Source organism: Dokdonia sp. Dokd-P16 (genome assembly GCF_003095655.1).
Taxonomy (GTDB): Bacteria; Bacteroidota; Bacteroidia; order Flavobacteriales; family Flavobacteriaceae; genus Dokdonia.
The window spans coordinates 2,347,699-2,373,757 of the sequence record NZ_CP029151.1 but is presented as its reverse complement, the minus strand read 5'-3'; the positions used below and the strand labels follow the sequence as shown (position 1 = coordinate 2,373,757).

Genomic DNA, 26,059 nt, shown 5'->3' with positions numbered 1-26,059 from the left:
AATTAAGGTTATATGTATTGATTAATGATGTTCTCAAAAAGCTCTTGCTTACCACTAATTAATGGTAACTCTCCGTTTTCTTGAGCTATTTTGTATAAATCAGTAAGGTCTAGCTTTCCGTTTTCAAAATCCTTCCCTTTACCTCCATCAAATGAGCTATATCTGTCTGCAACCATCTTTTTATAAGGTGAAGACGTAAGAATTTTATCTGCTGTGATTAAAGCACGGGCAAACGTATCTGCACCACCTATGTGTGCGTGAAAAACATCTTCCATATCTGTAGAGTTTCTGCGCACTTTTGCATCAAAGTTTACACCACCGCCTTGCATTCCGCCAGATTGTAAGAATACAAGCATCGCTTCTGTAGTTTCTTGAATATTATTAGGAAACTGGTCTGTATCCCATCCATTTTGATAATCACCACGGTTTGCATCAATACTACCTAGCATTCCCGCTTTTGCAGATACCGCAAGCTCGTGCTGGAAGGTGTGTTGCGCAAGTGTAGCGTGGTTCACCTCTATATTCATTTTAAAATCTTTCTCAAGACCGTACTCATGTAAAAAGCCTATTGCAGTAGCAGCGTCAAAGTCATACTGATGCTTCATAGGTTCCATAGGCTTTGGCTCGATAAAGAAATTTCCTTTAAAACCTTGGCTACGTGCATAATCTCTAGCCATTCCAAAGAAACGACCTAGATGATCTTGCTCACGTTTTAAATCTGTGTTGAGCAAGGACATATATCCTTCACGACCACCCCAGAACACATAGTTCTCTCCGTCTAATTTCATGGTAGCATCTAGTGCTAGTTTTATCTGTCCACCTGCTCTTGCAAGGACATTAAAATCTGGATTACTCACAGCGCCATTCATATATCTAGGGTTAGAAAAGCAGTTTGCCGTTCCCCATAATAATTTGATACCAGTATCTGCTTGCTTCTGTTTGATATAGTCTGTAATACCGTGAATTCTTTTTTCACTTTCGGCAAAGGTTGCTCCCTCTGCTACAAGATCAAAATCATGAAAACAGAAATAGTCAAATCCCATTTTTGTAATAAATTCAAATGCTGCATCCGCTTTCGCGAAAGCGGCATCCATAGGATCTTTTGGTGCATCCCAAGGGAAGTTTTGTGTTCCAGGACCAAAAGGATCTGCGCCTTGCCCACAGAAGGTATGCCAGTAAGCAATTGAAAATCTAAAATGCTCACGCATAGTTTTACCTGCCACTACTTGATCTGGGTTGTAATATTTAAACGCAAGCGGATTATCTGAATCTTTGCCTTCAAATTTGATTTTTTCTATGTTGTTAAAATAAGTTTTTGTTCCCATTAGTTATGTTTTTGTACTGTGAATTCTAATTCTGTTTTCCAGTTATTATATGCCGCTTTGTAGGGCTCTTTATTTTTAATAGGGATATAGGTCATCACGTGATCATTCTTTGTAATACTTTCTCCAAAACGATCAAAATCACCATCTGTAAGTCCGGCGGCTCTTGCTGCACCTACGGCACCCGTAGTATTATAAATCTCTATTTCTTGACCTATTAGAGTTGCTACCGTATTTGCAAATATTTCAGAACGGAATAGGTTATCATTTCCTGCTCTTATAACGTTGATTTCGGTTTGATCTTTCTTAAGTATATCCATCCCATAAACAAACGAGAAAGCAATACCCTCCAGTGCAGCCCTATATAAATGAGCATTGCTATGCTGGTTCAGATTGAGATTACAAAAGTGCGTACCCACATTTTTATTATCCAGCATACGTTCTGCACCGTTACCAAAAGGGATCACAAGAACTCCATCTGACCCTATAGGTAATTTTGAAGCCTTACGATTCATGTTCTCGTATGAATTCTCAACACTATTATTGCGTAACCAGCGATACTGGATACCCGCACCATTAATATTGAGTAATCTCCCTACAGTGGGATGCTCTTTTGTATAATTTACGTGAGCAAAATGATTTACTTTACGTATTTCTTTAAAATCACTTTGATCTGTTACTGCATAAATCACCCCTGAAGTTCCGCCGGTAGCGGCAACTTCTCCAGGTCTAAAAATGTTAAGTGACAATGCATTGTTAGGTTGGTCACCAGATCTGTAGGTCACAGAGATTCCCTTAGGTAAACCTGTAGCCTTAGCCGCAGCAGTGTGCACTTTACCTTGATCTGTAAAATTATCTACAACATCTGGAGTAAGACTGTGATCAATACCGTAATAATCTAGAAGCTCTGTAGCGACTTTATTTGTTTTATAATTCCATAGAGTACCTTCGGCTAAACCATTTTTTGTGGTTACTAGTTCTCCTGTTAGTTTATAGGCTATGTAGTCTCCTGGCAACATATATTTATGAATCTGTTCATAAATATGTGGCTGGTTATCTTTAACCCATTTTAACTTAGATGCAGTAAAATTTCCCGGTGCATTAAGTAACTCTGTGGCGCAAAACTCATGACCTAAATCTTGATATGCCTTGTCTCCTATTGCTACAGCTCTACTATCACACCATATGATAGAATTGCGAAGGCTATTACCCTCTTTATCTACTAGTACTAAACCGTGCATCTGGTATGAAATACCGATGGCAGTAATTTTAGTGGCATCTATATTTGCTTCCTGAAGAATACGTTTTGTCGCTTTACAAATATAATCCCACCATTGTTCTGGATCTTGTTCTGCCCAATCTCTTTGTATGGCGATAATTTCCATTTCGCCTGGTGGCTCATGCAATGAAGCCAGTTTTTTGCCCGTCACAGCCTCAACTATGGCAACTTTTACCGACGAACTCCCGATGTCATATCCTATAGTATACAATATATGTTATTTTAAATTTTAATAAATTTTATCTATGTCCTATCATCAGTAAGGATATCATACGCACGATTTTTTATGAATGCATACTCAAACTCACCAGTTACCTCATCATATTAAAGAAGAGTTGTAGCTACTTTTTATGTATTCTAAAATGCTAAATGTGGTCATACTCAATTGCATTTTTGCTACAATAAGAAATGCATGGATAATGTATGTTTAACAAGAAGCTAAAAATAGTCTTAGACCTAAATTGAGCTTAGAACAAATCGAGCATCTTATAGAACAAATGATGCGAATAGCAGTAAAAACAACAATTCACAGCTCTATAATCAAGCCTTAATTAAGATATTTTGATTTCTAGTAACCCCTTACCATATTGTAATGAACTAGCACTTTACGACCATCAAAATTGTTACAACAATGAGTGACTTAGATAAATCATAATGAGATTTCTTATTGAAAAGTAAACTTTAAACTAGAGTCTAAGATGATAAATTATTTATATTGATTATAGTAAGAAATGCTATATCCTAACCACAAATCATGTAATTGTCTATTTTGATACTGCTTTAAAAAAAACATATCCTATTACAAATGTTGTATCTGTGTATTTATAGCCACAATAGACCGCAGGATTTCTTATGTTTATTAAAATTTTAAAGACAACTATGCAGTTATTTTCAGCTACAAATTTTGAAGAATCATTTGGGTCAAAAAAGTCAAGCTTATTTACGATACAGAACTCAAACGGGATGACCGCCCAGATTACAAATTATGGAGCAACACTCGTTAGTTTGTGGGTAAAGAATGCTTTGGGCAAAGAAAACGATGTGGTTTTAGGATATGAGCGATTATCTGATTATCGTAAAATGACAAATCCGTATTTTGGAAGAACTATTGGTCGTTATGGAAATCGCATCTCAAATAGTCAATTCACCATTGACAATAAGGTTTTTAAATTAGAAAAAAATGATGGCCATCATAATCTACATGCTGGAAGTGATGCATTTCATGCTGTAATATGGGATCTTGTTGCACATACTACAAACACACTAACGCTATCATACCTATCACCACATCTTGAAGGTGGATTCCCAGGAAATCTAACTGTTTCTGTTATATTTAAAATCACAGAGGATAATGCTTTAGATATATCTTATAAGGCAATGACAGATGCCACAACCCACGTTAACCTCACTCATCACTCTTACTTTAATCTTAACTTAGATAAAACTGAGCCTATAGACAATCACTTGCTCCAAATACACGGAAGGTCATACCTCCCTATAGACAAAGAATGTATCCCTACAGACCATATAGAAGCGGTTTCTAATACTCCGTTCGACTTTAGAAATTTTAAAAAAATAGGACAAGACATTAATGCTACACATCTACAAGTGGCACTAGCTGGTGGCTATGATCACAATTTTATTCTTGATGGGGAAGAAATGAGAGTTGTTGCAGAAGTGAGCAGTCCATCCTCAGGGATTACGATGACAGTTACTACAGATGAGCCTGGATTGCAGTTTTATAGTGGTAATCACATATCCTCTACTCCTGTTGGAAAATATAATGAAACCTACATTGACAGAGGTGGTTTTTGTCTTGAGACTCAGCACTTTCCAGATAGCCCCAATAGAGCTGATTTTCCATCTAGTATTTTAGAGGCTGGCTCTGTTTACTCATCAAAGTGTATATATGCTTTTGGTATCGTTTAAAAAATCTAAGTGCTTTATAGCAGTATTTTCTGTCTCAAATAATATATTTTGAAATGAAACTTTGCACATAACATTATATTCTTCTTTAGACTTTACTAATATTTGATACTTAAATTTGTAGAGAATGGTAATTGTAAAGCATGAAACAAAAACTAGCATCACTTATTTATTGGATTAAAAGTTTATTAATCAAGGTATTTCAAAAATATGATGGTAGGTGGGCTTATATTATCACAACAACTATAGCCTTAGCACTGTTTATAGGCGGTATCAAATTATTTATATCACTTACAGAAACTTTAAAAAGCACCTATCTGGCTGATTCTGATACGGCAATCTCTAATTATGTAGCTAGCTTCAGGACGCCTTATCTTACAAGCTATTTTGTTTTTGTGACAGATTTAGGTGACGCACTAGGCTATGTAATTACATTCATATTATGTACGATTATATTTTACTTTACGTTTAAAAAATGGAGATATGTAGCTCAGCTAGCATTTGTGATGGTGCTTGCATTAAGCTCTAATCTCCTCTTAAAACAAATAATCAATAGAGCCCGACCAGATGTAGAGCACCTCGTTACGGTAGAAACTCTGAGTTACCCAAGCGGGCACGCCATGATGGCCATGGCATTTTACGGGACACTATTATTCTTAATTAGCAAGTTTCCAATTAAGAGGTTTTATAAAATCCTATTTATCACTATATGCTTAATCTTGATTTTAAGTATCGGTCTCAGTCGTATATACTTAGGCGTGCATTACCCCTCAGATATTGCAGGTGGCTTTATTGCAGGCTTTGTCTGGGTAGTATTTTGTGTGATTGTTTTTGATTTAATTCAGATTTTTAAACGTGACCCAGCTACTTAAATATATGTTTTAAGCTTTCGCGAAAGCTTAAAAAGAAACACACTCACAGTATCTTTAAAAAGAAATCTAATGAACTCTAGAAAATATATACCTCACCTATTTATTGTCACTCTCGCAATCATTCTCACTATAAGTTGTGCAAATAGTTATAACAATCAGAGCGATGAAAAAGACAAAACCACGATTCAAAAAAAATCTGAGGAGGATTATACAATTGTTAAAACCTGGAAAATGCCAAAAATTCTAAATGAGGTAAGTGGTATCTCGTGGATTTCTGAGAACACCATAGCTTGTGTAGAAGATGAGGATGGCATTATTTTTATATATGATCTTAAAAAAGAAAAAGTCATTCAAGAAATAACGTTTGCTGGAAGTGGAGACTATGAAGGCGTTACTGTTAACGGTAATGATGCTTATGTAATGCGAAGTGATGGATTGATTTATGAAATATTACGCTTTCGCGAAAGCGAACCTAAAACAACTACTTTTCAAACAGCATTTACCGCTAGTAATAACATAGAAACACTCACACTAGATGCTAAAAGAAATAGCCTCGTTATAACGCCAAAAGATCGTGATCGTAAGGATGGCTTTAAAGGGCTGTATTACATTCCGCTAGATTCTAAGACTATGGATGCAAAACCCGCTATACGCATAAACATGGATGATAAGGCTTTTAAAGATTATCAAAAGAAGAAAGTGTATCATACTTTTAACCCGTCTGACGTGGCAATACACCCTGCAACTGGCGATTATTATGTGCTTGAGGGTAAAAACCCAAAGATAGCGATACTAGATAGCGATGGTACAATTAAAAAAGTATACAAACTAGATAAAGACAACTTTGCTCAGCCAGAGGGAATTACTTTTAGTCCTGACGGGAGGCTTTTTATCTCTAATGAAGCTAGAAAAGATGAAGCGACTATTGTAGAAGTTGATTTTAATTAAAAAAACTCTTGGTAATTAAAACAATACACTCTTAAAAGAAGTATGATATACTCACCATAAATTTATAGTCAAAGCATTTATATATCGTTCCTTGACACTGCCTTTACAACTTATGGCATCAAATCAAAGGAAATTTTCACTCCTTCTATAATCATCCCTGTACCTATAATACCTATTATTAAACCCATAATTTTACCTATTACAGAGATTACATTGTTACCTAAAACCTTAACAATAAGATTGCTGGCGCTGAATGTTATGTACATCAACATACACATGATGGCAAAAATCAAAATCACTACCCCTATCTCCATGTAAGTTGCATCTGATACGGAGTTCATTGCAGTTACAATTGTACCTGGACCTGCAATAATTGGGATAGCTAAGGGCGAGATTGCAATATTTTCATCTATGTCTACTTCTTTTAAGTGCTTTACATTAACTTTTTTAGACTGTAACATATCAAAACCAATAAGAAACACTAGAATACCACCAAATATCTTAAAAGCAGGTATTGTTATTTGGAATAACTCAAAGATAAACTTACCTAACAGCACAAAACCAGCAACAATAATAAACGCAACTATATTCGCTCTTTTATTGATATTTTGCTTTGTCTTTTTATCTGCTCCCTCTGTGAGTGACAAAAAGATAGTCATGTTTGAGATAGGATTTGTTATAGCAAAAAAGCCTGTAAATACAGTAACTGCAAACGTAATTAAGTTATCCATAAATGGTGGGGTTATGTCTGGTTCTAATATAGATTACGATTTCCCGTAATATTTCATCACAACAAAGATGTATATTTAAAAATTGTTTTTAAAGCATGATGAATATATGAATTTTTGTTAGAAGAAAATATGATGAGTAAATAACTCAAAACATCATTATTCTATGTGTCTCCAACTATATTTCAACAAACAGATAATCACATTTCAACAATTTATTACAAGATTTAAATAAGTCACAAAAAACAAAGGGTATCTCTCGATACCCTTTGAAATACAAACTAAATGTAAATAAACAAACTAATTCAAATAATTGTGAGCCTTATGATGCTCTTATTTGCTTCTTATAACTTTTATTAAATCGATAGCCAGCGCTGTCTTTTCTTCTATTTTTTTATAATCCCATGCTCCATTCTCATCTAGAGCAATGAGTTTTGAACCTAGGCCTACGCAGGTTACTCCTGCATTAAACCATTCTTCTAGGCTTTCTTTAGTAGGAGAAACACCGCCTGTAGGCATCACTGACGTCCAAGGACATGGTCCTTTTATAGCTTTTACAAACTGGGCTCCATAAATACCTCCTGGAAATAGTTTTACAATCTCACATCCTAGTTCTTCGGCGCGAGCAATTTCTGTTAGTGATCCGCAGCCTGGTGACCATAGCACTTTTCTTCTATTACAGACCAAGGCGATATCTTCACGCAATACAGGAGTTACTACAAAGTTTGCTCCTAACTGCAAATAAAGAGATGCTGCTGCTGCGTCTGTAACACTACCTACGCCAAGTATTAACTCAGGTAATTCCGCTTTCGCGAAAGCGCACAGCTCATCAAACACCTTATGTGCATTATCACCACGGCTGGTAAACTCTATTACTCGAGCACCACCGCTGTAACAAGCTTGTAATAATTGCTTGCCTACCTCAACAGATTCATTATAAAACAAAGGAACAATTCCCGTGTCTTTCATTGCTTGTGCTACTTCTAATCTTGTAAATCTTGCCATAATTATCTTGAAACTTTTCCTGATTGATCTCCATCCATAAATCGTTCTATGTCTTGTAAAGAGACCAAGTTGTAATCACCATAAATAGTGTGTTTTAAACAACAAGACGCTACAGCAATATCTACTGCACGCTGCTTGTTTATAGGGTCATCTATGAGTCCAAAAGCTAGACCGCCCATAAAGGCATCTCCACTCCCTACACGGTCTACAACCGGAGTTACCTCTTGAATATGTGCTCTATATACTTGCTCTCCGTCATATAATAATCCTCCTATGCGCTGGTGAGATGCACTTACGGAGTATCTTAATGTGGTCGCAACTTGCTTGAGGTTAGGACATAATTTAAAAAGCTTGTCATATAAAACGGGAAGTGATTTTTCATCTTGGTAGTTAGGTCCTACTTTGTCCTCACCTAGCATAAAAAAAGCAGTGTCTATATCTCCTAGTATTAAATTACTATACTTAAGAAGTTCTGGCATTACCTCCTTAGGCTCCTTACCCCATTTCCAAAGTTTTGAACGGTAATTTAAATCTGTAGATATAGTGAGTCCCATCTTACTTGCGACTTTTACAGCCTCTAGACACTCTAGCGCAGCTGCTTCTGATATTGCTGGAGTAATACCACTCCAGTGAAACCAAGTTGCACCATCAAATATTTTTTCCCAGTCAAAACATCCTTTTGTAATAGTAGCCATAGAGCTACCAGCGCGATCATATACCACGTTGCTAGCTCTTGTTCCGGCTCCTGTTTCTAGAAAGTAAATCCCTAGTCTATCACCTCCTCTTTTAATATACTTATCGCCTACTCCAATTTTCTTAATTTCTTGAAGAGCTGTATCGCCTATCTCGTTACTAGGAAGCCTAGTAACAAAATCTGCAGAGACGCCTAGATTATTAAGTGAGACTGCTACATTAAACTCGCCTCCACCATAGGTTACCCCAAATGTTTTGGCTTGAGAAAATCTCAAGAATCGCTCTGTAGAGAGCCGTAACATAATCTCACCAAAAGTGACTACTTTACTCATATTCTAAGAATATATTTTATTAAATACCTAATGCTTGACCACCACCTACTTGAATTGTTTCGGCAGTTAAGAAGGCTGCATCTTTACTCGCAAGGAATGATACTACACCCGCTACATCATCTGGCTGACCAAGACGACCTAACATAATGTTATTTGCCCATGAAGCAAACACTTCTGGTTTAGTCTCTTTAATTTGCTTGTGGAAAGGTGTATCAATAGTTCCTGGTGATACTGCATTCACACGGATACCATACTCAGCTAGATCCTTTGCTAGTGCTCTCGTGATTGTATGAACACCAGCTTTTGAAGTACCATAAATCCCAGCTCCTGGTCCGCCAGCATTCCACCCAGCGTTAGAAGTATAGTTAATGATTGTAGGGTGATCTCCTTTCTTAAGGAATGGTATTGCTGCTCTAGAAGCAAAGAATACTGAGTCTAAGTTAAGCGCCATTACAAATCTGTAAAACTCTGTAGTCATCTCTTCAAATCTTGAACGACCACCTAGTCCTCCAGCGTTGTTCACAAGTACATCTATCTTACCGTACTTCTCCCCTATTTTCTTGATATTTTCTGTTACCGCTTCATCATTAGTAACGTCAAAGCCATAATACTCGGCAGTAATACCTTCTGCCTTAAGCTCCTCAAGTCTTTTTGCACCATCTTCATCTTGAATTCCGTTAATTACAACGGTATATCCATCGTGGCCTAATCGTTTTGCTACTGCAAATCCTATTCCTCCTGTGGCTCCAGTTATGATAGCTACTTTTCCTTTATTACTCATAATATTAATTTTTACTTTTTATTATTATCTATTTGATTTAAGAAGTTCAATTTTAGGAATCAATATCCATACACTTGCTATTACTATAAATGCTAATGCTGCGCCTATTACAAAGGCTGGTGTATAATTACCACCTACTGTTAATTTAGGTACTAGCGCAACGAGTCCTGCTCCTGTAAGTTTTGCCGCTGTTCCTGCAAAGCCTGAAAGTGTACCTACTGTCTTTTTACCGTACAAATCACTTGGTAGTGTTTGTACATTTCCTATTGCTGTTTGAAATCCAAATAGCACTACTGCCATTATTAAAACAGCTGCTATAGGTGATCCTGGATTTGATAAGGCAAGAAGCGCAGGAAGCATAATGACACAACCTAGTGTTATTACCATCTTACGAGTCTTGTTAATATTCCACCCTGATTTTAATCTATTTTGCGCCAATAAACCACCAAACCAAGCTCCAAACATCGCTCCTACATAAGGAACCCAACCATAGATACCTATCGCTTTTACATCCATACCATACACTTCTGAAAGGTATATAGGGATCCAAAAAACAAATAGCCACCATATTGGATCTATCGCCGCAGAGGCAATAATAACTCCCCAACTTTGCTTTTTAGATAGCAACTCTCCTACAGGAGGGTTATACTCCCTTAGTTTTTCATCCTCCTCTGTCTCTTCTTTTATCTTTTGCCCCTTTAAAATATGTTGCTTTTCTAATTCTGTTAACCACGGGTGACTCTTAGGTGGGGCTTTGACTAATATTAACCAAGGAATTAACCATAACAATCCTATAAGTCCTATGATTACAAATATCATTTGCCAACTGAAATAAACAGTCAAAAAAGCAATCGTGGGAATTGCAACAATACCGCCTATAGCCGCTCCAGAATTAAATAATCCTTGTGCAAACGCTCTCTCTGTGGCTGGAAACCATTCGGCATTTCCTTTGGCTGCTCCAGGCCAGTTTCCGGCTTCAGAAACTCCTAATATTGATCTGAAGATTGAGAAACTCAATACTCCATTTGCTAGCGCATGTAGTGCTGTAGCGATAGACCAAAATCCAATTGATAATACAAAACCAAATCGGGTCCCTACTTTATCAAAGATTTTCCCAAAAATGGATTGTCCAAAAGCATATGAAAACATAAAAACTACCGATATCAAAGCGTAGATTTCTTTTCTCTCTGTTGTAGTCTTATCTGGATATAAATCTTCTGCGATACTAGGCCATAAAACAACTAAAGCTTGACGGTCTATATAATTAATAACAGTTGCCAGCGCTATAAGCCCTACAACCCACCATCTTAGTCCTTTAAGTTTCATAAACTATAATTTTATATCTAATTAATTCTTTTAAATAAGGCAAAAAATCACCCTAGCCATGCGTAGATGACGTTCAATTTTTTCAGTCTTTTCTTGAGTTTTACGCTTTCGCGAAAGCGTATTTTATCACTTAAATATTATAGCAATATTGATACAGAGCTTTGAAGTGTTTTTTCATCATTGCTTTTGCTTCTTGAGGTTTTTGTTGCTCAATTGCGAGGTAGATTTTCTCATGCTCTTCTATAGCCGATTGTGACATTCCGGAATCACAAACATGATATTTTTCAAAATTTGTAATAATTTCTGGAGTGATAATCAGCATGAAATTGTTCATTGTACTATTACCAGATGCCTTTGCAATGGCAAGGTGAAAGAGTAAATCTTCTTGAACCGCATCTTCACCATTAATTACTTTTTCTGTGTAAGCGTCTAGCGCTTGTCGCATTTTTTTAAGATCACTATCTGTACGCCTTATTGCAGCCAGTCTGGCAGTTTTAAGTTCTAATAGAATACGTGTTTCGACTAACGATTTGAAGTCTGGATCTTCAAGTTTAAGAATATCATCTATCATCCCATTAAGAGCAATCACACCTATGTTTGCCACAAAAGTTCCACTCTGAGGAATCGATTTAAGAATACCATAAAATTCTAATTTTTGAATAGCTTCTCTCACACTACTGCGAGTCACTTCAAAACGATCAGAGAGCATACGCTCAGAAGGTAACTTATCACCAGGTTCCAAATTTTTGAGATTTATTATATCTCTAATTTGTCCAATAATCTCTAAACCTGTATCCTTATTTTCTGTCGTCTTTGTACGTGTCTCCAGTTTCATATCGTAACAATTTAATTCCTAAAATAATTCTTCTTAATTCTTAAAACAGTAACTTAAAATCTATAGAAAGTTATTGATTTATAATAGATAACAATGTGATTTATCATTTTAATTAATGCTCAACCTCTATATTGTAGACTCTAACATCTGCAAATGCATTCTCGTCTCTTGTTTGAAGATAGTTTCCAACCTTAAAGTAGTTTTCAAAAACACCCCATCGTTGCATGTGTACATCTTCATAGGTTTTATACTCTTGACCATTAAGAGAAATCACCATTTTACCTTCTTCTACTTCTACCTCTATTGTAAATTTTTTAAAACCTACCTTTTGTTCAAAATTAAACCCTTCATCATCAACCCACGATTCTTTTTTTAGAATTTCTACAGGCCCAATGTCAAGCGTTCTTAACTTCTTTGTTTTTACTCTTATTTTACCATTCTGCCAATAAATCTTTAAAATAGGAGGCGCATTATTATCTTTCTGTCCAATCTTATCACGCTGCTTGTTAGTAAGTCTACCGTGTATCTGCGTGATAATTGTTTTGTGATACTTACCATTCTCATCACGAGAAATTTTATCCATGGCCATTTTCACTTTAAGTTTACCGCCTTGTACAAAAGTCCAGTTTACAGAATTATTACCTGGCACCATCTGCTCTCTGAGCTCTGACCTAGAATATTTTGTATTTGTAGTGGTCTGTGCAGGTACTGCATGAAAAACAAGAGCTCCTTTTGTAGAGTCATTGTACATGTAGGGTTTTAAAACTTCATTTGTGGCATAATCCAAAATCTCTGGAGGATCCACTTCAATAATCTTAGGCTCACCTACTGGAATTGTTACTTTCCAGTGAGATAGATCTACCTTTGGTAACTTATATTTTTTACGCTTTTTCTTTCTTTTTGATATTTTACTAGCACTAACTTCATCTTGTTCAAGAGATGATGTACCACTATTTTCTGAAGTTTGCCCAAAGGACAAACTTACAGAAAGTAATAGTGTGCTTAATAATATGAAAGTCTTCAACATAATTGTTCTATTGTACTGCTGCAGTAAAATTATCTACTCTTGCTTCTACATTTGCGTTATATATAAGAATGCTTACTGTGCTGCTTACCCCAGAATTAAAATTAAGCGTAGTAAGAGTGTAGTCTTCTGCAGATCCTGTAAACTCTATAATTGCAGCTCCTTGTGCTACTGTAAGATCTGTATAACCTCCACCTGGTAAAATAGCAACAGTTGCTTCTCCTCCTGCTCCTTCTAATCTATAAGAGTAGGTAATAGTATAATCTGTATTAGGAGTTACTTCTATTTCTTGGTAGGCAATTCTGCTTCCATCGCTTGGAAATTTTGCTGCTTGACCTCCATCAGGAACAGAAGAGCTTGTATTGATCTGGATAACGCCTCCTAAGTCAGAATTTCTCCAAGAGTCACGTCCGTCTCCAGTACCATCTGGTAAAGAGTTATCTTCAAAACTAGCTTCTAGTATTACTGGAATAATCGCATCTGGCTCCTCTGGCTCAATTACCTCGATATCTGACGAAAATGTACTAGTCACACCTAAAGCATCTGATGCTGTTAATGTAATCGTATATACTCCTTCTGCAGCATATTGATTTTGACCATCAATTGTCGATGACGTATTACCATCTCCGTAATCCCAAGCATAGGTTGTTGCGCTTGTAGAAAGGTTTGAAAACGTATAAATATCAAAGTTATTTACATCTCTTGTAGCAGAAAAGTTAGCTTCTGGAGGCATTGTATCTGCACGACTTCCGGCCTCTGGAAGATCTAATTCATTCTCACAAGAAACTGAAATAACCATACCTATTAAAAGAAAAACAAATTTTCTTGGTGTTATAAAATATCTCATAGTATTATTTTTATTATTAGTAGCCTGGATTTTGCGTCAATTGACCATTACTCAAGTTAACCTCAAATTGAGGAAGTGGTAATAAGAGGTCTGTAGCGCTAAAGCTATGTCCGTTGGCATTAGAAAAATCAGTTAGTACTTGTTGTGCTGCTCCAAATCTTTTTAAATCATGGATTCTATGATTTTCAAAAGCTAATTCAACACGACGTTCTATTAGTAATTGCTCTGATGTAACTTCTTCTACAATATCAGTTAAGCCTGCTCTATCTCTTACTTCTTGAAAAGATTCTAAAGCGTTTGATGATTGTGTTACCGCGCCTCCAGCTAAAATAGCCTCGACGTGCATAAGTAATACATCAGAGTATCTTAGTATAATCCAATCATTACCTGCACTTGTAGGATCTGAGCTTGTAGGCTCAATTCCTAAGTTTGCATCACCATTAGGTAAATATTTTACAACTTGCGTTTGTGTAGTTTGACCAGGATCAACGCGCTTTGAATATTGTGCTCTCTCACCTCCAAATTCATCTAAAGCTGCAATAGCCTCATCTGTCACATAATTTACTCCACTAGTACGTCCTACACCGTTAAGCATCTCTGCCGAAAAGTTTTGACTATCTAAAGAAGAACTCGCTACATAACCAACAGTAAAAATGTTTTCACCATTTGCTTCATTATAAAACACATCTCTAAAATCAGATTCAAGAGCATATTCTTGACTTGCTATAATTTCCTCTAGTAAACTCTGAGCTTCTCCATAGTTACTTCTTTGCGTTAAATAAACCTTGGCTAAGATTCCTTGGGCAGCAGCTTTTGAAGCTCTGTTTGCAGTAGTCGTACTTCCCAACTTAGACACCGCAGATTGTAAATCTGCTACAATAAAGCTATAGACCTCGCTAGAAGGCACACGTGTAAATTGAGTCTCTACATCTTCTATCAAGATAGGTCCATCAATTAATGGTACATCTCCAAAAGAACGCACAAGATTAAAATATGCTAGTGCTCTCATAAAACGAGCTTCTCCTTCGATACGATCACCATCTGTAATGGCTAGGTCAATATTTTCAAGAACTAGATTTGCTCTTGTAATGACACTATACATACTACGGTAGTAATCAAACACAAAACCGTTTGTAGGTTGTACAGTAAAGCTATCAAACTGACCTGCTTCTCCTTCTCCACTTTTTGACCTTGTGTTATCACTTAACATTTCTGTTACGTAAAACTCTATTTGCTGTCCATGATTAAGATTATTGTCTGTAATCTCAAGACTATTAACTCCTTGTAGCGCATCGTAAACCGTAGTAAGAACAGATTCAAGATCACTCTCATTTGTTGGAAAAGTATCACCTACCAACACAGCTGTTGGTACAGGCTCTAAAAAATCGTCACCGCAAGAAGCAAAGCTCACAACAACTAATAACATCATTAAAAATTTATATGTTTTCATAGTTCTGTCTTTTAATTTTAAAATTCTAAGTTTAATCCTAATGAAATAGTACGAGCTATAGGATTTCCTCCACGCTGGTATCCTACATTTAATGCACCTTCATTTTGATATGATTCTGGATTCCATCCAGTATAACCATCTGCTGTGAAGTATAAGAGGTTTTGCCCTGAAACATACACCCTAGCTTTACTAAGACCTACTTGACTTATAAGGTCTGTGTCTAATGTGTAACCTAGATTTAACGTACGTAGCGCTACGTATGACGCATCTGAGATGATAGCATCTGTAAAAATCTTTTGTTGTAAGAAATTCTGATCTGTAGCTACGTCAAGGTTTGTACCCTCACGACTACTAAAGTGATTAAATATATATTGATCTGCTATGTTACGCACTTCTGCTCCCCAGCTTCCTTGAAAGGTGAAGCTAAAATCAACATCTCCTATTTGGAAATCATTTGCTATACTCCATACAAGATCTGGAAAAGGATCTCCTATAATTGTTTTATCATCATTATCAATTAATCCATCTCCATTTAAATCTCTAACGTATACATCCTGAGCTTCTCCTCCTACAACTGCGTAAGGATCTGTTACAAATTCTACAGGTACTTCTCTATCTACTACAAAACCGTAAAAAGAAGATATAGGCTGTCCTTCTAGTGTAATCCACTCTGCTGCTCTTTTATCATCTACATTTGTGATAAGTCCGCTTGCTCCTGCAAAGTCAGTTAATTCATTTTCATTTGTAGATGCTAGTATTGTAGTTCTCCATGTGAATTTCTCATTAGTGATATTACGAGTTCGTAACTCTACTTCGATACCTCTATTAACAACCTCTCCACGATTTGCAAGTCCTTCTCTAAAACCTGTTGTAGTAGAGATAGGCACGCTCAACAATAATTGATCAGAGACTTTATTATATGCATCTATTGATCCAGATATCCTACCGTTGAAAAAGCCAAAGTCTACCGCGACATTTGCTTCACTTGAACGTTCCCACTGCAAATCTGGATTTGCAACATTTATTGGAGCTAAACCACTAGAAACTTCGTTTCCAAAAATTGCAGAATTAGGTCCGTATAATTGTAAAGAAGGGTACAACTCAATATTATCTGAAATCACACCGCTACCTAGACTAATGTCTTTATTTCCTGTAAAACCATAACTTGCTCTTAGCTTTAAATCGCTTATTACATCACTCTCGCTTAAGAAATCTTCTCTAGCAAGGTTCCAACCAACAGACACTGCTGGAAAATAACCATATTTATTGTTTACACCAAAAGATGAATGTCCATCTGTTCTTAAACTTGCAGAAGCTAAATATTTATCTTCAAAAGAATAATTAACACGTCCAAAGAAAGAAACTAAACGCTCCTCTGTATTATATGAAATATTTTCTATTACAGATGTACCTCCACCTAGGGTTTGTATTAAATCGTTTTCAAATCCATTTACACCAATAGCGCTATACTCGCGATCCCACTTCTCTGCCGATGCTCCAAGAATAGCACTTATATTATGCGATCCAAAAGAAGTATCATAAGATAATAATCCCTCCGTTAAGATGTGAATTTGATCAAACGTATCAAGATCTAACTGCGCTGCAGAAGATCCGTTACGACTAGCTTCAACACCTTGCCAGCGTCTTTGCTTTCTGTTTTGGTAATCCCCACCTAAAGTAGCTTTGAAGCTAAGACCTTTAGCTAGTTTATATTTCCCATAGAAGTTACCGTACATTCTAAACTGCTCATCTGTTCTATGTCTTTCTAATACTTTTGCTGCCGGATTTTGATTGCTTGTAGTACTTATATCTACTAACTCGCTTCCGTCTCCAAAAAGATCATAGTTATCAAAGTGACGCTCCTTAGCATAATCCCCTATTTGTACATTAGGAAAATTTTCTCTGTCCACATACTGAATTGAATTTTCATCGTGATATGTAGGCAACCAAGGTTGTTGTCTTAAAATATCATGTGTAGAACCATCAAAACGTCTTCGGTTTGTATAAGACGGAGCAATATTTGCTCCAAAAGAAAATTTATCATTTACTTCTGTGTCAACTTTTAATCTAAAATTATATTTTTTGAAATCATCTGTAAGAAGTACCCCTTCATCATGTAAATAAGAAAGTGATGTATTAAATTTTGTTTTCTCACTACCTCCCCTAGCACTTAAAGAATGGCTCTCAATAATACCACCGTCAAAAATGCGATCTTGCCAAGACTGATCTATACCTAAAAGCTCTCTATACTGAGAACGTAAAGAAAGTTCGCCAGTTTGTGCTAGCTCTTCTGCATGTGACTTTGCTACACTTATGTCATAATCATCACTCTGTCTAGCTTCTTTAAAACCAGTAAAAGTATTGTAGCTAAAACGAGTTTTACCTTCCTTACCTTGTTTTGTAGAAATGATAATTACACCACCAGAAGCTCGCGAACCATAAATTGCCGCTGAAGCCGCATCTTTAAGAACCTCTACAGATTCAATATCATTTACATCTACTGTGTTTAAAAATTCGGCATCTAGCACAACACCATCTACTACAAGAAGAGGTCCACTAGCTCCTGCTATAGAACCAATACCTCTAATATTGATAGTTGAATTTGATCCTGCTTCTCCTTCTGTAGCTTGTATATTAAGACCTGCTACTTGCCCTACTAAGGCTTCATTTGCAGTTCCTACAGCTATTTGATCAAGATCTTCATTTTTTACTTTTCCTACAGCACCTGTAATTTTTGTTCTAGATTGAGACCCATATCCTATTACAACAACCTCATCTAGTGTTCCTGCATCAATTTTCAAGACTATATCTGCTCTAGTCTGTCCAGTTATCGTTACTACTTGTGGCGTAAAACCTACATATGTAAACTGCACTATATCGTTTGCGGTAACAGAAATCTCGTAGTTACCATCAAAATCAGTAGAAACTCCCGTTTGAGAATTAAGCACTGATACATTCACACCTGGGATAGGAGAATTCCCTTCCTCAGACACAACAGTTCCCTTTAATAAGTAACTTTCCTGCCCATACAGTAAAACACCGCATAAAAGAAAAAGGACTAAGGAAAACTTAGTTTTTACATTCATAATTAATGATTTAGATTAAATTAATTTGTTTTATTAAATAATCCTCAGAAACATATTAACTGCTCTAAACTCTGTATGCTATTTCATACATTTACAACAGATAAGCTTGCTGAGCTTATTTATACTTCGTACCAGAAGTAATAGTAAAGAGGACGGTGTCGAAGCTGTCCTTTTTTTTGGTTTACCAAACTGGTCAACCAAATTGGTTTACCAAATATGGGTATAATATTCTGTTAATACAAAAATTAATGTGTTAAAATATTAACTATTCCATAAAATCTTCTCTTATTGGCGAGAATACGTCAATTAACACCCCTGCTTCAGTACAAATTGCTCCATGTAACTCATGTGGTGGTATGTAAAAAGAATCACCTCCAGTTAATGTTTTAGTCTTACCGTTTATAGTCACATCAAAAGATCCACTTTCTACATATGTTACTTGTGAGTGATAATGCTCATGCATAGGTCCTATTCCGCCTTTTTCAAAGTGAACTTTTACAAGCATGATCTTGTCATCATAGCCCATTATTTTTCGCTTTACTCCTTCTCCTACAACTTCCCACTCAATGTCGTTGCCTTCAATAAATTCTTTACTTGCTCCAAATGATTTCATATTCTTAGTTTTTAATTTGTTTTAAAGTGTAGTTACCTTTCCAGGTGTATGTTTGATTTGATAGGGTTATTGAATGTTCCGCTTTCGCGAAAGCGTTATCTACCACCACCACAAGTTGCTCTTCTCCAGATTGCATAGTGATTTTAATAGTTAAGTATCCTTCTGGAGCATCTACCTGCGTCAGTGAAGCTATTGAGGCATATGCATCCTGAGCTTTTTCTGTAACCGCATTATAGGTGCCATGGGATTCTATTACCTGAACGTACACTTCATTTTTCACACCCGCTTTACGATGTATCAACATAGGATCCCTACGTAGATTAAACAGTGGATCGTTTGCACCCACACGACCTAATATGAAAGTATCCTTAGTCCCTGAAAGTGAAGTAACACTATAGAATCTATTATTATTGAGCCACGTAAACTGGCTACTACTAGCCTTAGGACTAGCTGTTGCTTCTTTCCATATATGTTGATAACCGTTTGCTGTCCCTAATGGGCGTAGTGTTCCTTCCTGCTGTAAATCAAAACTAGTTGAGATAACCTGCCCATGATAATAGATTGGTAAGTCTATCTGATGTGCTCGATTGCTCTTTATTTGATTAATGTCTATTATATATGGCTTGTTACCACCTTCTGGTGTTACCATCATCATAGTACGTGTGATCTTCGTTCCAGGATATGCGTTATTTTCTGTAGCGCTTACTACTTGTAGGTTTTTATCATTTGTATCAAAAATGATAATCTCAGGATGATGTTTTGAGCTTTCCTTGAAACTACCTTTAAAATGTGATGTCTCATCAATTACTACGGTATTGTGAGCAATAGATTGTTTTGCCCAGGTCGTATTTTCTTTTAAGTAACCGCCTCCATTCTTTTGCTCGACGTTTACATAACGTGCCAGACCATAATCCTGTAATATCTCCTCCCCATCCTCGTAAAGAGAATAAGAGAGTTTATCAAAATGCCCATGACTAAGCCCGTGACTCGCGTTCTTCATTACGAGTGCTGTCGTGCCAGACTCATAGTTTGCTCTTAAAATGGCAACACCACCTTGATTGCCCTTTGGACCGTCATGTAGTAAAACAGACTCCTTTGTGAATGGGATTGCTTTACCAGCCTCAATTGCCTGAGCTACTGCAAGACCGGTAATATCAAGTTCTACTTGTCCCTGCTGCTGCGCTACCGAAAGTAAACGTGCGTCTTGATTTCCATAGTAATAAGCAATATCCACTGCAGATACTAAGGAAGAAGTGTTGTAAGACATTCCTTTTTGACCATCATTAAGAGGGAAAAATTCACCATCTTCATCGGTGAGGTTGAGTAATGCATCTACTGCTTTTATTAAGACTCCACCGTTATATTCAAATATTTTAAGCGCTGGTTTTTTGGTTTCTAACGCTTTCGCGAAAGCTAAAAAAGGATACATCGCATATCGCTGATAGTACGGTCCTTCTGTATAATAGCCATCTGGTGAAAAAGGTTCATCAAGATTTGCAAGAAAACCTGTTTTTTGACCTTCCGCCTTTATGAGGCCGCCATCATTATCCATCGCGGTCGCAGAAATACTATCGTTTTTAATGCCGTACAACGCGCGGTCTACAAGCTCATCATCATCCATCACTAAACCTATCATACCTACAGCGACAGTACCCCAAGTACTATGATTGTGAATACGGTTAAAAAATTGAGGAGTTTCTACAGACAGAAAATCTGCAAATGGACGAAATAACTTTGTATCGAGGATTTCACGATCTTCTTCTGGTATCCATCCTCTTATTGCATCATACGCTTGGCTCATATGCACTAGCCAGTTTGCATCATTAAGACATTGCCAGAATATCTTCCCACGTGAATAAGATCGCTCTTGTGGGTGACGCGGTAAGGAAGGATACATCTCTGCATATTTCATTAATACATCTCTCGTATATTGCGCATATTTCTCTTCTCCAGTGAGCTGGAAAATCACTCCTGCCTTATGAAGTATGGTATAATTTAATTTATGCTGTGTGTGGGTATAACCTCCAGCCATATCCTTTGGGATAGGCACTTGTATCCCTTTTTCCATAGCTGCATCTACTTCTTGTTTTGCCGCAGCTAGCGAACTATCAAACAAAGGAACACTTCCTAACTTAGCTCTAATATCATTAACCTCAGTTGCGGTAAGTACCACATTTGGGTTTGCGCCACTCGCTGTAGCAACAGATGTGTCTTGATTAGTTACCTCGTCATCACAAGAAATGAATAAGGTCGAAAGTGTGATACCAACTACAAGAGCCGTATTTCTGCTAATTAATTTCATAAAGTCTTACTTAATTTTATATTCAAGCCGAGCCGCGGGAGCTAGCGGCTGAGATATGTTTTGTTTTCCTTGGGTAATCGTAACAGTAGTCGGCTTATCACTTAATAACGTAATAAATAAACGGTCGTTTTCTACTTGCGTCATCACATCGCCCTCTTGTGAAAAATCAATAATTACTTCGCCTATTGTTAATTGCGAAGTAGCAAATGATATTTTAGTATCATCCTTAGATAAGGTGGTACTATTATTTTGAGTTTCACTAGTAGTGCTAATTGACCACCCAGCAAATTTGCTAGCCATGCTCTGTTCATCTATTCTCTTATCGTAGGTGGCAAATGGATAAAGCACCGTAACAAAACTGAAGTTATCTGTAGCCGCTTTTTGCACCACAGACCACTCTTTACCACGTTTATCGTCTGTAACTACCGTATCTATGGCTTCTAGTTGTAAAATATCTAGACCACTTCCATTATCAAAAGTTGCTCTAAGAAGCGCTGGGCTATGCTCACTACTATAATGACCTTGCCATACTTGCTTGTAAGTATGAAGAGCTTTTGATTCAAAATTATCTTTTACAATCCAGAATTCATTCTCAACGTTAATCACTTGTCTAGTATAACTGACACCTATATTTTCAAATCCGTCGTGCGAACCTATAAACACATCTGCTGTAGCATTTGCATTCCATCCTAAAACTTTTGGCGTAGGAAGTTCTTTAAATTTCCCAAAGCCGCTTCCTCCTTTATTTGACGTGTATTGCTTGCCTTGTAACTCCTCATCAACAAGCGCAACATTCTTTACCATACTATTTTTGAAGAGCTCCAGGTCCTCTAGCGAGTAACGTACTTGATAGTTAGGTAATACCACCTTTCCATTTGCCATTGCTTGAATACCCAGCATATCTCCATGCTGATGGTCAGGCTTATCTGCATCAAGTCCGGCAGCTATAACAAGCATATTATCTTGGTCATTCCACCCTTCCCTCATGATGTAGTAACCTGTATCTTCAAAAGCATAAGAGCCTACTTGAGGTGTCGTAGCTTTAATATCTTTTAAGGCACCTAGTTGTTCCTTACTTAAATTCCATAAATACTTAGGTTTTACCGTGCTCTTTGCAAAGTATCCCATCTCAGGATCATCAAATAAAAGATACCCCAAAGTAAGTGTTCCAGAAATGTCGTTTTTCTCTGCCCAAGGTGCATCTGTATCATCAGATAATACTGGCGCAGATCCGTCTGGAAATGCGATTTTAGTAAGTGTAGTAAAAAGAGATTTCAAACGTTCTTCCCAGATCGCGCTTACTTTCTTATTACTTTTTTGAGCAAGTTGATAGATATAAAAGTAGTTATCAATATCGCTTTGATGATAGTGAATGGTACGTTCAAACTGGAAACCATCTTCATTGATCTCGCGCTGCAAGTGCTGCTCGAGAATACTCATAGCCCTTTCATACCATAAATTTGCATCTTGAAAATCACTGAAAATAATGGCAAGCATAGCCAGCGCACTCAACCCTCTCGTTTGGTGATTACCAGATTTAAACTCGGCATTATTCTCATAAAGATGTGAAGCGTGTTGCAACAATGTTGCTACCGTAGTAAGCTGCTCTTTATCTGAATATGCTTTTTCTCCAAGAAATCCATTATGAATTTGCAGCCAATTGAGAACTCTGTAACCAGATCTAAAAGCTTCGTAGACTCCATTTCCATCGGGAATGGTTTCATATTCACCTGCGATTAAAGCATCATTAAGTGACTGTAATTGGCCAGTGAAGTAATCTATATATTGCGCATCTTTATCCTTGTAGCGATATAGAAAGGCAATATCCACCATTTTATGCTGTCTCGCTAGGTGCCTAAGACCGTATGCATTGATAGGAGTATCATTTTTATAATTAAAAGGTAACTTCCAGTGCGTACTGGCGTCAAATTTATCAAGGTGATCTTGAGCACGAGCAGTATGAGAAACCTCCATCGCAGAATACAAGGATTTATACTCCTCAAAACGAGTATCATTCTCTGTCCAGTCGTAAAAGTAACGTTCTTGAAAAACAGATCTAAAATGAGCAGCAAGCTTCTCTACTGTGTCATCACCAAGTTCATCTTTAATCTCTTTTTTTAGATAAGTACCAAGGTCTTCTACAGCAATCACCTTATCTGATGGTAATTGCTGAGAACAAAGCGCAAGTGAAAATAAACAAAAACACCACTTCAATAAAGGGAACTGTTGTGGCTTATGCATTAGTAAACCAGTTTAAGTTTCAGGTTTTGAACTACTTTTATTTCACCTGAGTTAGACACTGTATTATTTACTGGTTCTTGACCTTTTTCTCCCCAAAGAACCGCGACATACTTCACACGATTATTTGTAAACGTGTTATTTGCTAGGGTAACATTTACGATACCTCGAGTCTGCAGTAAGATATTAGCACTATCACTAGCACCACATTTTGTAAATGTATTTCCAGTAATTACAAGGCTTCCACCTATGGTAGACTCATCATAACCTCCGCGGTAATAATCCAGCACATCACTAGCTACATTTTCAAACTGAGAATCTTCTATAAATACAAAAGCTGCATTATAATCTCCTTTATCATTAACTTCTTTATTGAGTTGGATACCACGTTGTGTGTTTTTAATCACACTATTTTTAATCATGATGGTATCTGCAAAAGATGCTTTACTCGTTTCTAGCACACTTTTAAATCCGTCTATTTCTACATTATCAAGCCACAGTTCATAAGACTGCCCCATGTTTTTGTCAAGGGTTGCAAAAGCATCAGTAGTTGACGTTCCTTTAAGTGAAATGTTTTTAAGCTTGAGTTTTGCTCTTGGTTGTAGCTCAAAACCTTTGGCAGTGTTACTAAATGTAAGTACCGGTTTTTCTGAAGATGAGGATTGAAGAGTTACCGCTTTCGCGAAAGCGTACTTTTCATTAATCTCATAATTACCAGCACTAAGCTCGATAGTATCTCCATCATTACTTGTCACAACAGCCTCTGTAAGCTCTGCTGTAGTTGAAACTTTTACCGTTTTTCCTGCTTGCTTTTCTGGATGTGGGTTGAACCATGACGTCCCGTAATTAGTTACGTCGAGCAACGCCGATGCATCTGTAGTGGCTCCTGAGATGGCACCTACACTATTGCTAGACGCCCTTTTATTACCAAAAATATCTTCATTAATCTTATCAAAACCAAAGCCGTTGTACATCTCAGTCTCTAGTGACTCTGGCGACTGAAAGATTTCTGTAGGTGATGATAATGTTACTTCTTTGGTTAACAAACCATCCGTTTGATAAGCACTTTTATTTTCTACATTAAGGATGTTATTTTTAAAAGTAACGCCAGTGATGCTATCATAATTTTTGATAATTTCTGTAGTTTCAATATCTCCGTACACTAAGTTATTTGCCACAATCATACGTTCTGCGCGGGCAGAGCGTATTTCTGAAGCCGGAAGGACTTCTGCCTGACTTAGGTTTGCTCCTACTCCAAAATGCCAAGGCGTCTTTGTGTTTATAAATGAATTGTGAGCGACTACCACATCTGTAACCTGATTATAACGATTGAGTGGTGACTTAGGAATACCATTCATTACTGCCAGAGGAGCGCGAAATTCATTTCCTTTTAAATTATAGAAGTAGTTATTTACAATAAAATGACCCGTATTAATTACTCGTATCCCTCCTATAAATTCTGAGGCATCATTACCTATAAATACATTACCATCTATGGTCGCATAATTACCGTGACGAAGCACTAGCGAACCTTCTGACTCAAAAAAGACATTATTTTTAAACGTATTGTAATTAGACTTACTTGAGATAATCTCTACTTCTCCATTACACTTTTCAAAATAATTGTGTTCTACATTTACATAACCCGGTGTCATAGACGTATAGCTGTCTCCTAGCTGCATAGTCTCTGCACGAGGCCCACCTTTTCTAGGACGTGGTCCAAAGTGATTATCTTTAATCTGGTGATACGTATTTACATTTTCATTTCCTTTTAAGAATACACGAAGCGTAGGGCCTTGATTTGTTTTGCCTGTAATATAATTATGATCAAATGTATTGTGCTGCCCCCATAATTCTATCCAGTGATTTTTACTATCACGATCTGGGTTTGTAAAATCTTCTATCACACAATCTGATACACGTGAGTGATATGCAATCTTCTCATCATCTATCTTAAAACGTATAATAGCATTCTCTGTGGTATAACCATTTTTAAAATAAAGACCTTCTACTACAAGGTGCTCCCCTCCTAGCTTAAGTGAAGAGTTTCCCTCTAAGATTACTTTCCCTGCATTTTCTGCCTTAAGAGTAATAGGATTTTCTTCGGTTCCTTCTCCGTAAAATTTAATAGCTAGATCTTTCCACACTCCATCTTTAAGATTAATTACATCTCCTGGTGTTGCTTCCTTAATTGCCTCTTTTAATTCATTTGGAGAACTAACTGTCTGTGGTATTATAGGCATAGGTTCTTTGCATGAAACAAAGATGATAAGGCTACAAAAAAGAAGAAGATATCGAGTCATAAACAGGTTGTGTGTACTAAGAGTACGCTTTCGCGAAAGCAAAAAAGCAATACACTTATGTTAGAATTATCTAAAATTACTCATCTGCAACATCACTGTTTGAGCGGAAAATAATTTTAAATTTGAGCTTAACGTAAATTGGTTATCCA

19 protein-coding genes are annotated in these 26,059 nt (G+C 36.8%); 3 read left to right on the top strand and 16 right to left on the bottom strand.

What is annotated here, in order from left to right:
• Positions 1 to 8 precede the first annotated feature (8 nt).
• Positions 9 to 1,325, bottom strand: coding sequence for a xylose isomerase (gene xylA, locus DCS32_RS10655; RefSeq protein ID WP_108878244.1), 1,317 nt, complete (start codon positions 1,323 to 1,325; stop codon positions 9 to 11).
• A complete protein-coding gene (locus tag DCS32_RS10650; protein WP_108878243.1) occupies positions 1,325 to 2,812 on the bottom strand; it encodes a xylulokinase in 1,488 nt (495 codons plus the stop codon). Before DCS32_RS10650 ends, xylA begins: the two co-directional genes overlap by 1 nt.
• 668 nt (positions 2,813 to 3,480) lie before the next feature.
• On the opposite strand from DCS32_RS10650, the gene DCS32_RS10645 reads away from it, so the two are divergent.
• From DCS32_RS10645 to DCS32_RS10630, 3 genes are all read left to right on the top strand, one after another.
• Positions 3,481 to 4,530 (top strand): aldose epimerase family protein, encoded by a 1,050-nt coding sequence (locus DCS32_RS10645; protein WP_162533631.1) that lies wholly within the window; start codon positions 3,481 to 3,483, stop codon positions 4,528 to 4,530.
• Positions 4,531 to 4,670: 140 nt separating this feature from the next.
• Entirely contained in the window at positions 4,671 to 5,399 is a 729-nt protein-coding gene (locus DCS32_RS10635; RefSeq protein ID WP_108878240.1) for a phosphatase PAP2 family protein, read from the top strand.
• 69 nt (positions 5,400 to 5,468) lie between these two features.
• Positions 5,469 to 6,347, top strand: a complete 879-nt coding sequence (locus DCS32_RS10630; RefSeq protein ID WP_108878239.1) for an SdiA-regulated domain-containing protein — start codon at positions 5,469 to 5,471, stop codon at positions 6,345 to 6,347.
• 110 nt (positions 6,348 to 6,457) lie between these two features.
• Here DCS32_RS10630 and DCS32_RS10625 read toward each other — a convergent pair whose 3' ends face one another.
• From DCS32_RS10625 to DCS32_RS10560, 14 genes are all read right to left on the bottom strand, one after another.
• Entirely contained in the window at positions 6,458 to 7,078 is a 621-nt protein-coding gene (locus DCS32_RS10625; protein WP_108878238.1) for a MarC family protein, read from the bottom strand.
• Positions 7,079 to 7,408: 330 nt separating this feature from the next.
• Complete coding sequence (locus DCS32_RS10620; RefSeq protein WP_108878237.1) at positions 7,409 to 8,080, bottom strand: bifunctional 4-hydroxy-2-oxoglutarate aldolase/2-dehydro-3-deoxy-phosphogluconate aldolase; 672 nt, start codon at positions 8,078 to 8,080, stop codon at positions 7,409 to 7,411.
• 2 nt (positions 8,081 to 8,082) lie between these two features.
• Positions 8,083 to 9,105, bottom strand: a complete 1,023-nt coding sequence (locus DCS32_RS10615; RefSeq protein ID WP_108878236.1) for a sugar kinase — start codon at positions 9,103 to 9,105, stop codon at positions 8,083 to 8,085.
• A gap of 19 nt (positions 9,106 to 9,124) precedes the next feature.
• Positions 9,125 to 9,886: an SDR family NAD(P)-dependent oxidoreductase gene (locus tag DCS32_RS10610; protein WP_013749801.1), complete on the bottom strand. Its 762-nt coding sequence runs from the start codon at positions 9,884 to 9,886 to the stop codon at positions 9,125 to 9,127.
• A gap of 24 nt (positions 9,887 to 9,910) precedes the next feature.
• A complete protein-coding gene (locus tag DCS32_RS10605; RefSeq protein ID WP_108878235.1) occupies positions 9,911 to 11,212 on the bottom strand; it encodes an MFS transporter in 1,302 nt (433 codons plus the stop codon).
• A 130-nt stretch (positions 11,213 to 11,342) separates the two neighbouring features.
• Positions 11,343 to 12,047, bottom strand: coding sequence for a FadR/GntR family transcriptional regulator (locus DCS32_RS10600; protein WP_108878234.1), 705 nt, complete (start codon positions 12,045 to 12,047; stop codon positions 11,343 to 11,345).
• 112 nt (positions 12,048 to 12,159) lie between these two features.
• Entirely contained in the window at positions 12,160 to 13,074 is a 915-nt protein-coding gene (locus DCS32_RS10595) for a polysaccharide lyase family 7 protein (RefSeq protein ID WP_108878233.1), read from the bottom strand.
• A gap of 7 nt (positions 13,075 to 13,081) precedes the next feature.
• On the bottom strand, positions 13,082 to 13,918 hold the full coding sequence (locus tag DCS32_RS10590; RefSeq protein ID WP_108878232.1) for a PKD domain-containing protein: 837 nt from the start codon (positions 13,916 to 13,918) through the stop codon (positions 13,082 to 13,084).
• Between the two features lie 16 nt (positions 13,919 to 13,934).
• Positions 13,935 to 15,368 (bottom strand): RagB/SusD family nutrient uptake outer membrane protein, encoded by a 1,434-nt coding sequence (locus DCS32_RS10585; RefSeq protein WP_108878231.1) that lies wholly within the window; start codon positions 15,366 to 15,368, stop codon positions 13,935 to 13,937.
• 17 nt (positions 15,369 to 15,385) lie between these two features.
• Positions 15,386 to 18,454 carry a SusC/RagA family TonB-linked outer membrane protein gene (locus tag DCS32_RS10580; RefSeq protein ID WP_108878230.1) on the bottom strand — a complete coding sequence of 1,023 codons (3,069 nt, stop codon included), beginning with the start codon at positions 18,452 to 18,454 and terminating at the stop codon, positions 15,386 to 15,388.
• 265 nt (positions 18,455 to 18,719) lie between these two features.
• Complete coding sequence (locus DCS32_RS10575; RefSeq protein WP_108878229.1) at positions 18,720 to 19,067, bottom strand: cupin domain-containing protein; 348 nt, start codon at positions 19,065 to 19,067, stop codon at positions 18,720 to 18,722.
• A 4-nt stretch (positions 19,068 to 19,071) separates the two neighbouring features.
• Positions 19,072 to 21,369: an alginate lyase family protein gene (locus tag DCS32_RS10570; RefSeq protein WP_108878228.1), complete on the bottom strand. Its 2,298-nt coding sequence runs from the start codon at positions 21,367 to 21,369 to the stop codon at positions 19,072 to 19,074.
• 6 nt (positions 21,370 to 21,375) lie between these two features.
• The gene (locus DCS32_RS10565) at positions 21,376 to 23,610 is read right to left on the bottom strand and encodes a heparinase II/III family protein (RefSeq protein ID WP_108878227.1); all 2,235 of its coding nucleotides are present in this window, start codon (positions 23,608 to 23,610) and stop codon (positions 21,376 to 21,378) included.
• On the bottom strand, positions 23,610 to 25,850 hold the full coding sequence (locus DCS32_RS10560; protein ID WP_108878226.1) for a chondroitinase-B domain-containing protein: 2,241 nt from the start codon (positions 25,848 to 25,850) through the stop codon (positions 23,610 to 23,612). The genes DCS32_RS10565 and DCS32_RS10560 overlap by 1 nt, the downstream gene beginning before the upstream one ends.
• Between the last annotated feature and the right edge of the window lie 209 nt (positions 25,851 to 26,059).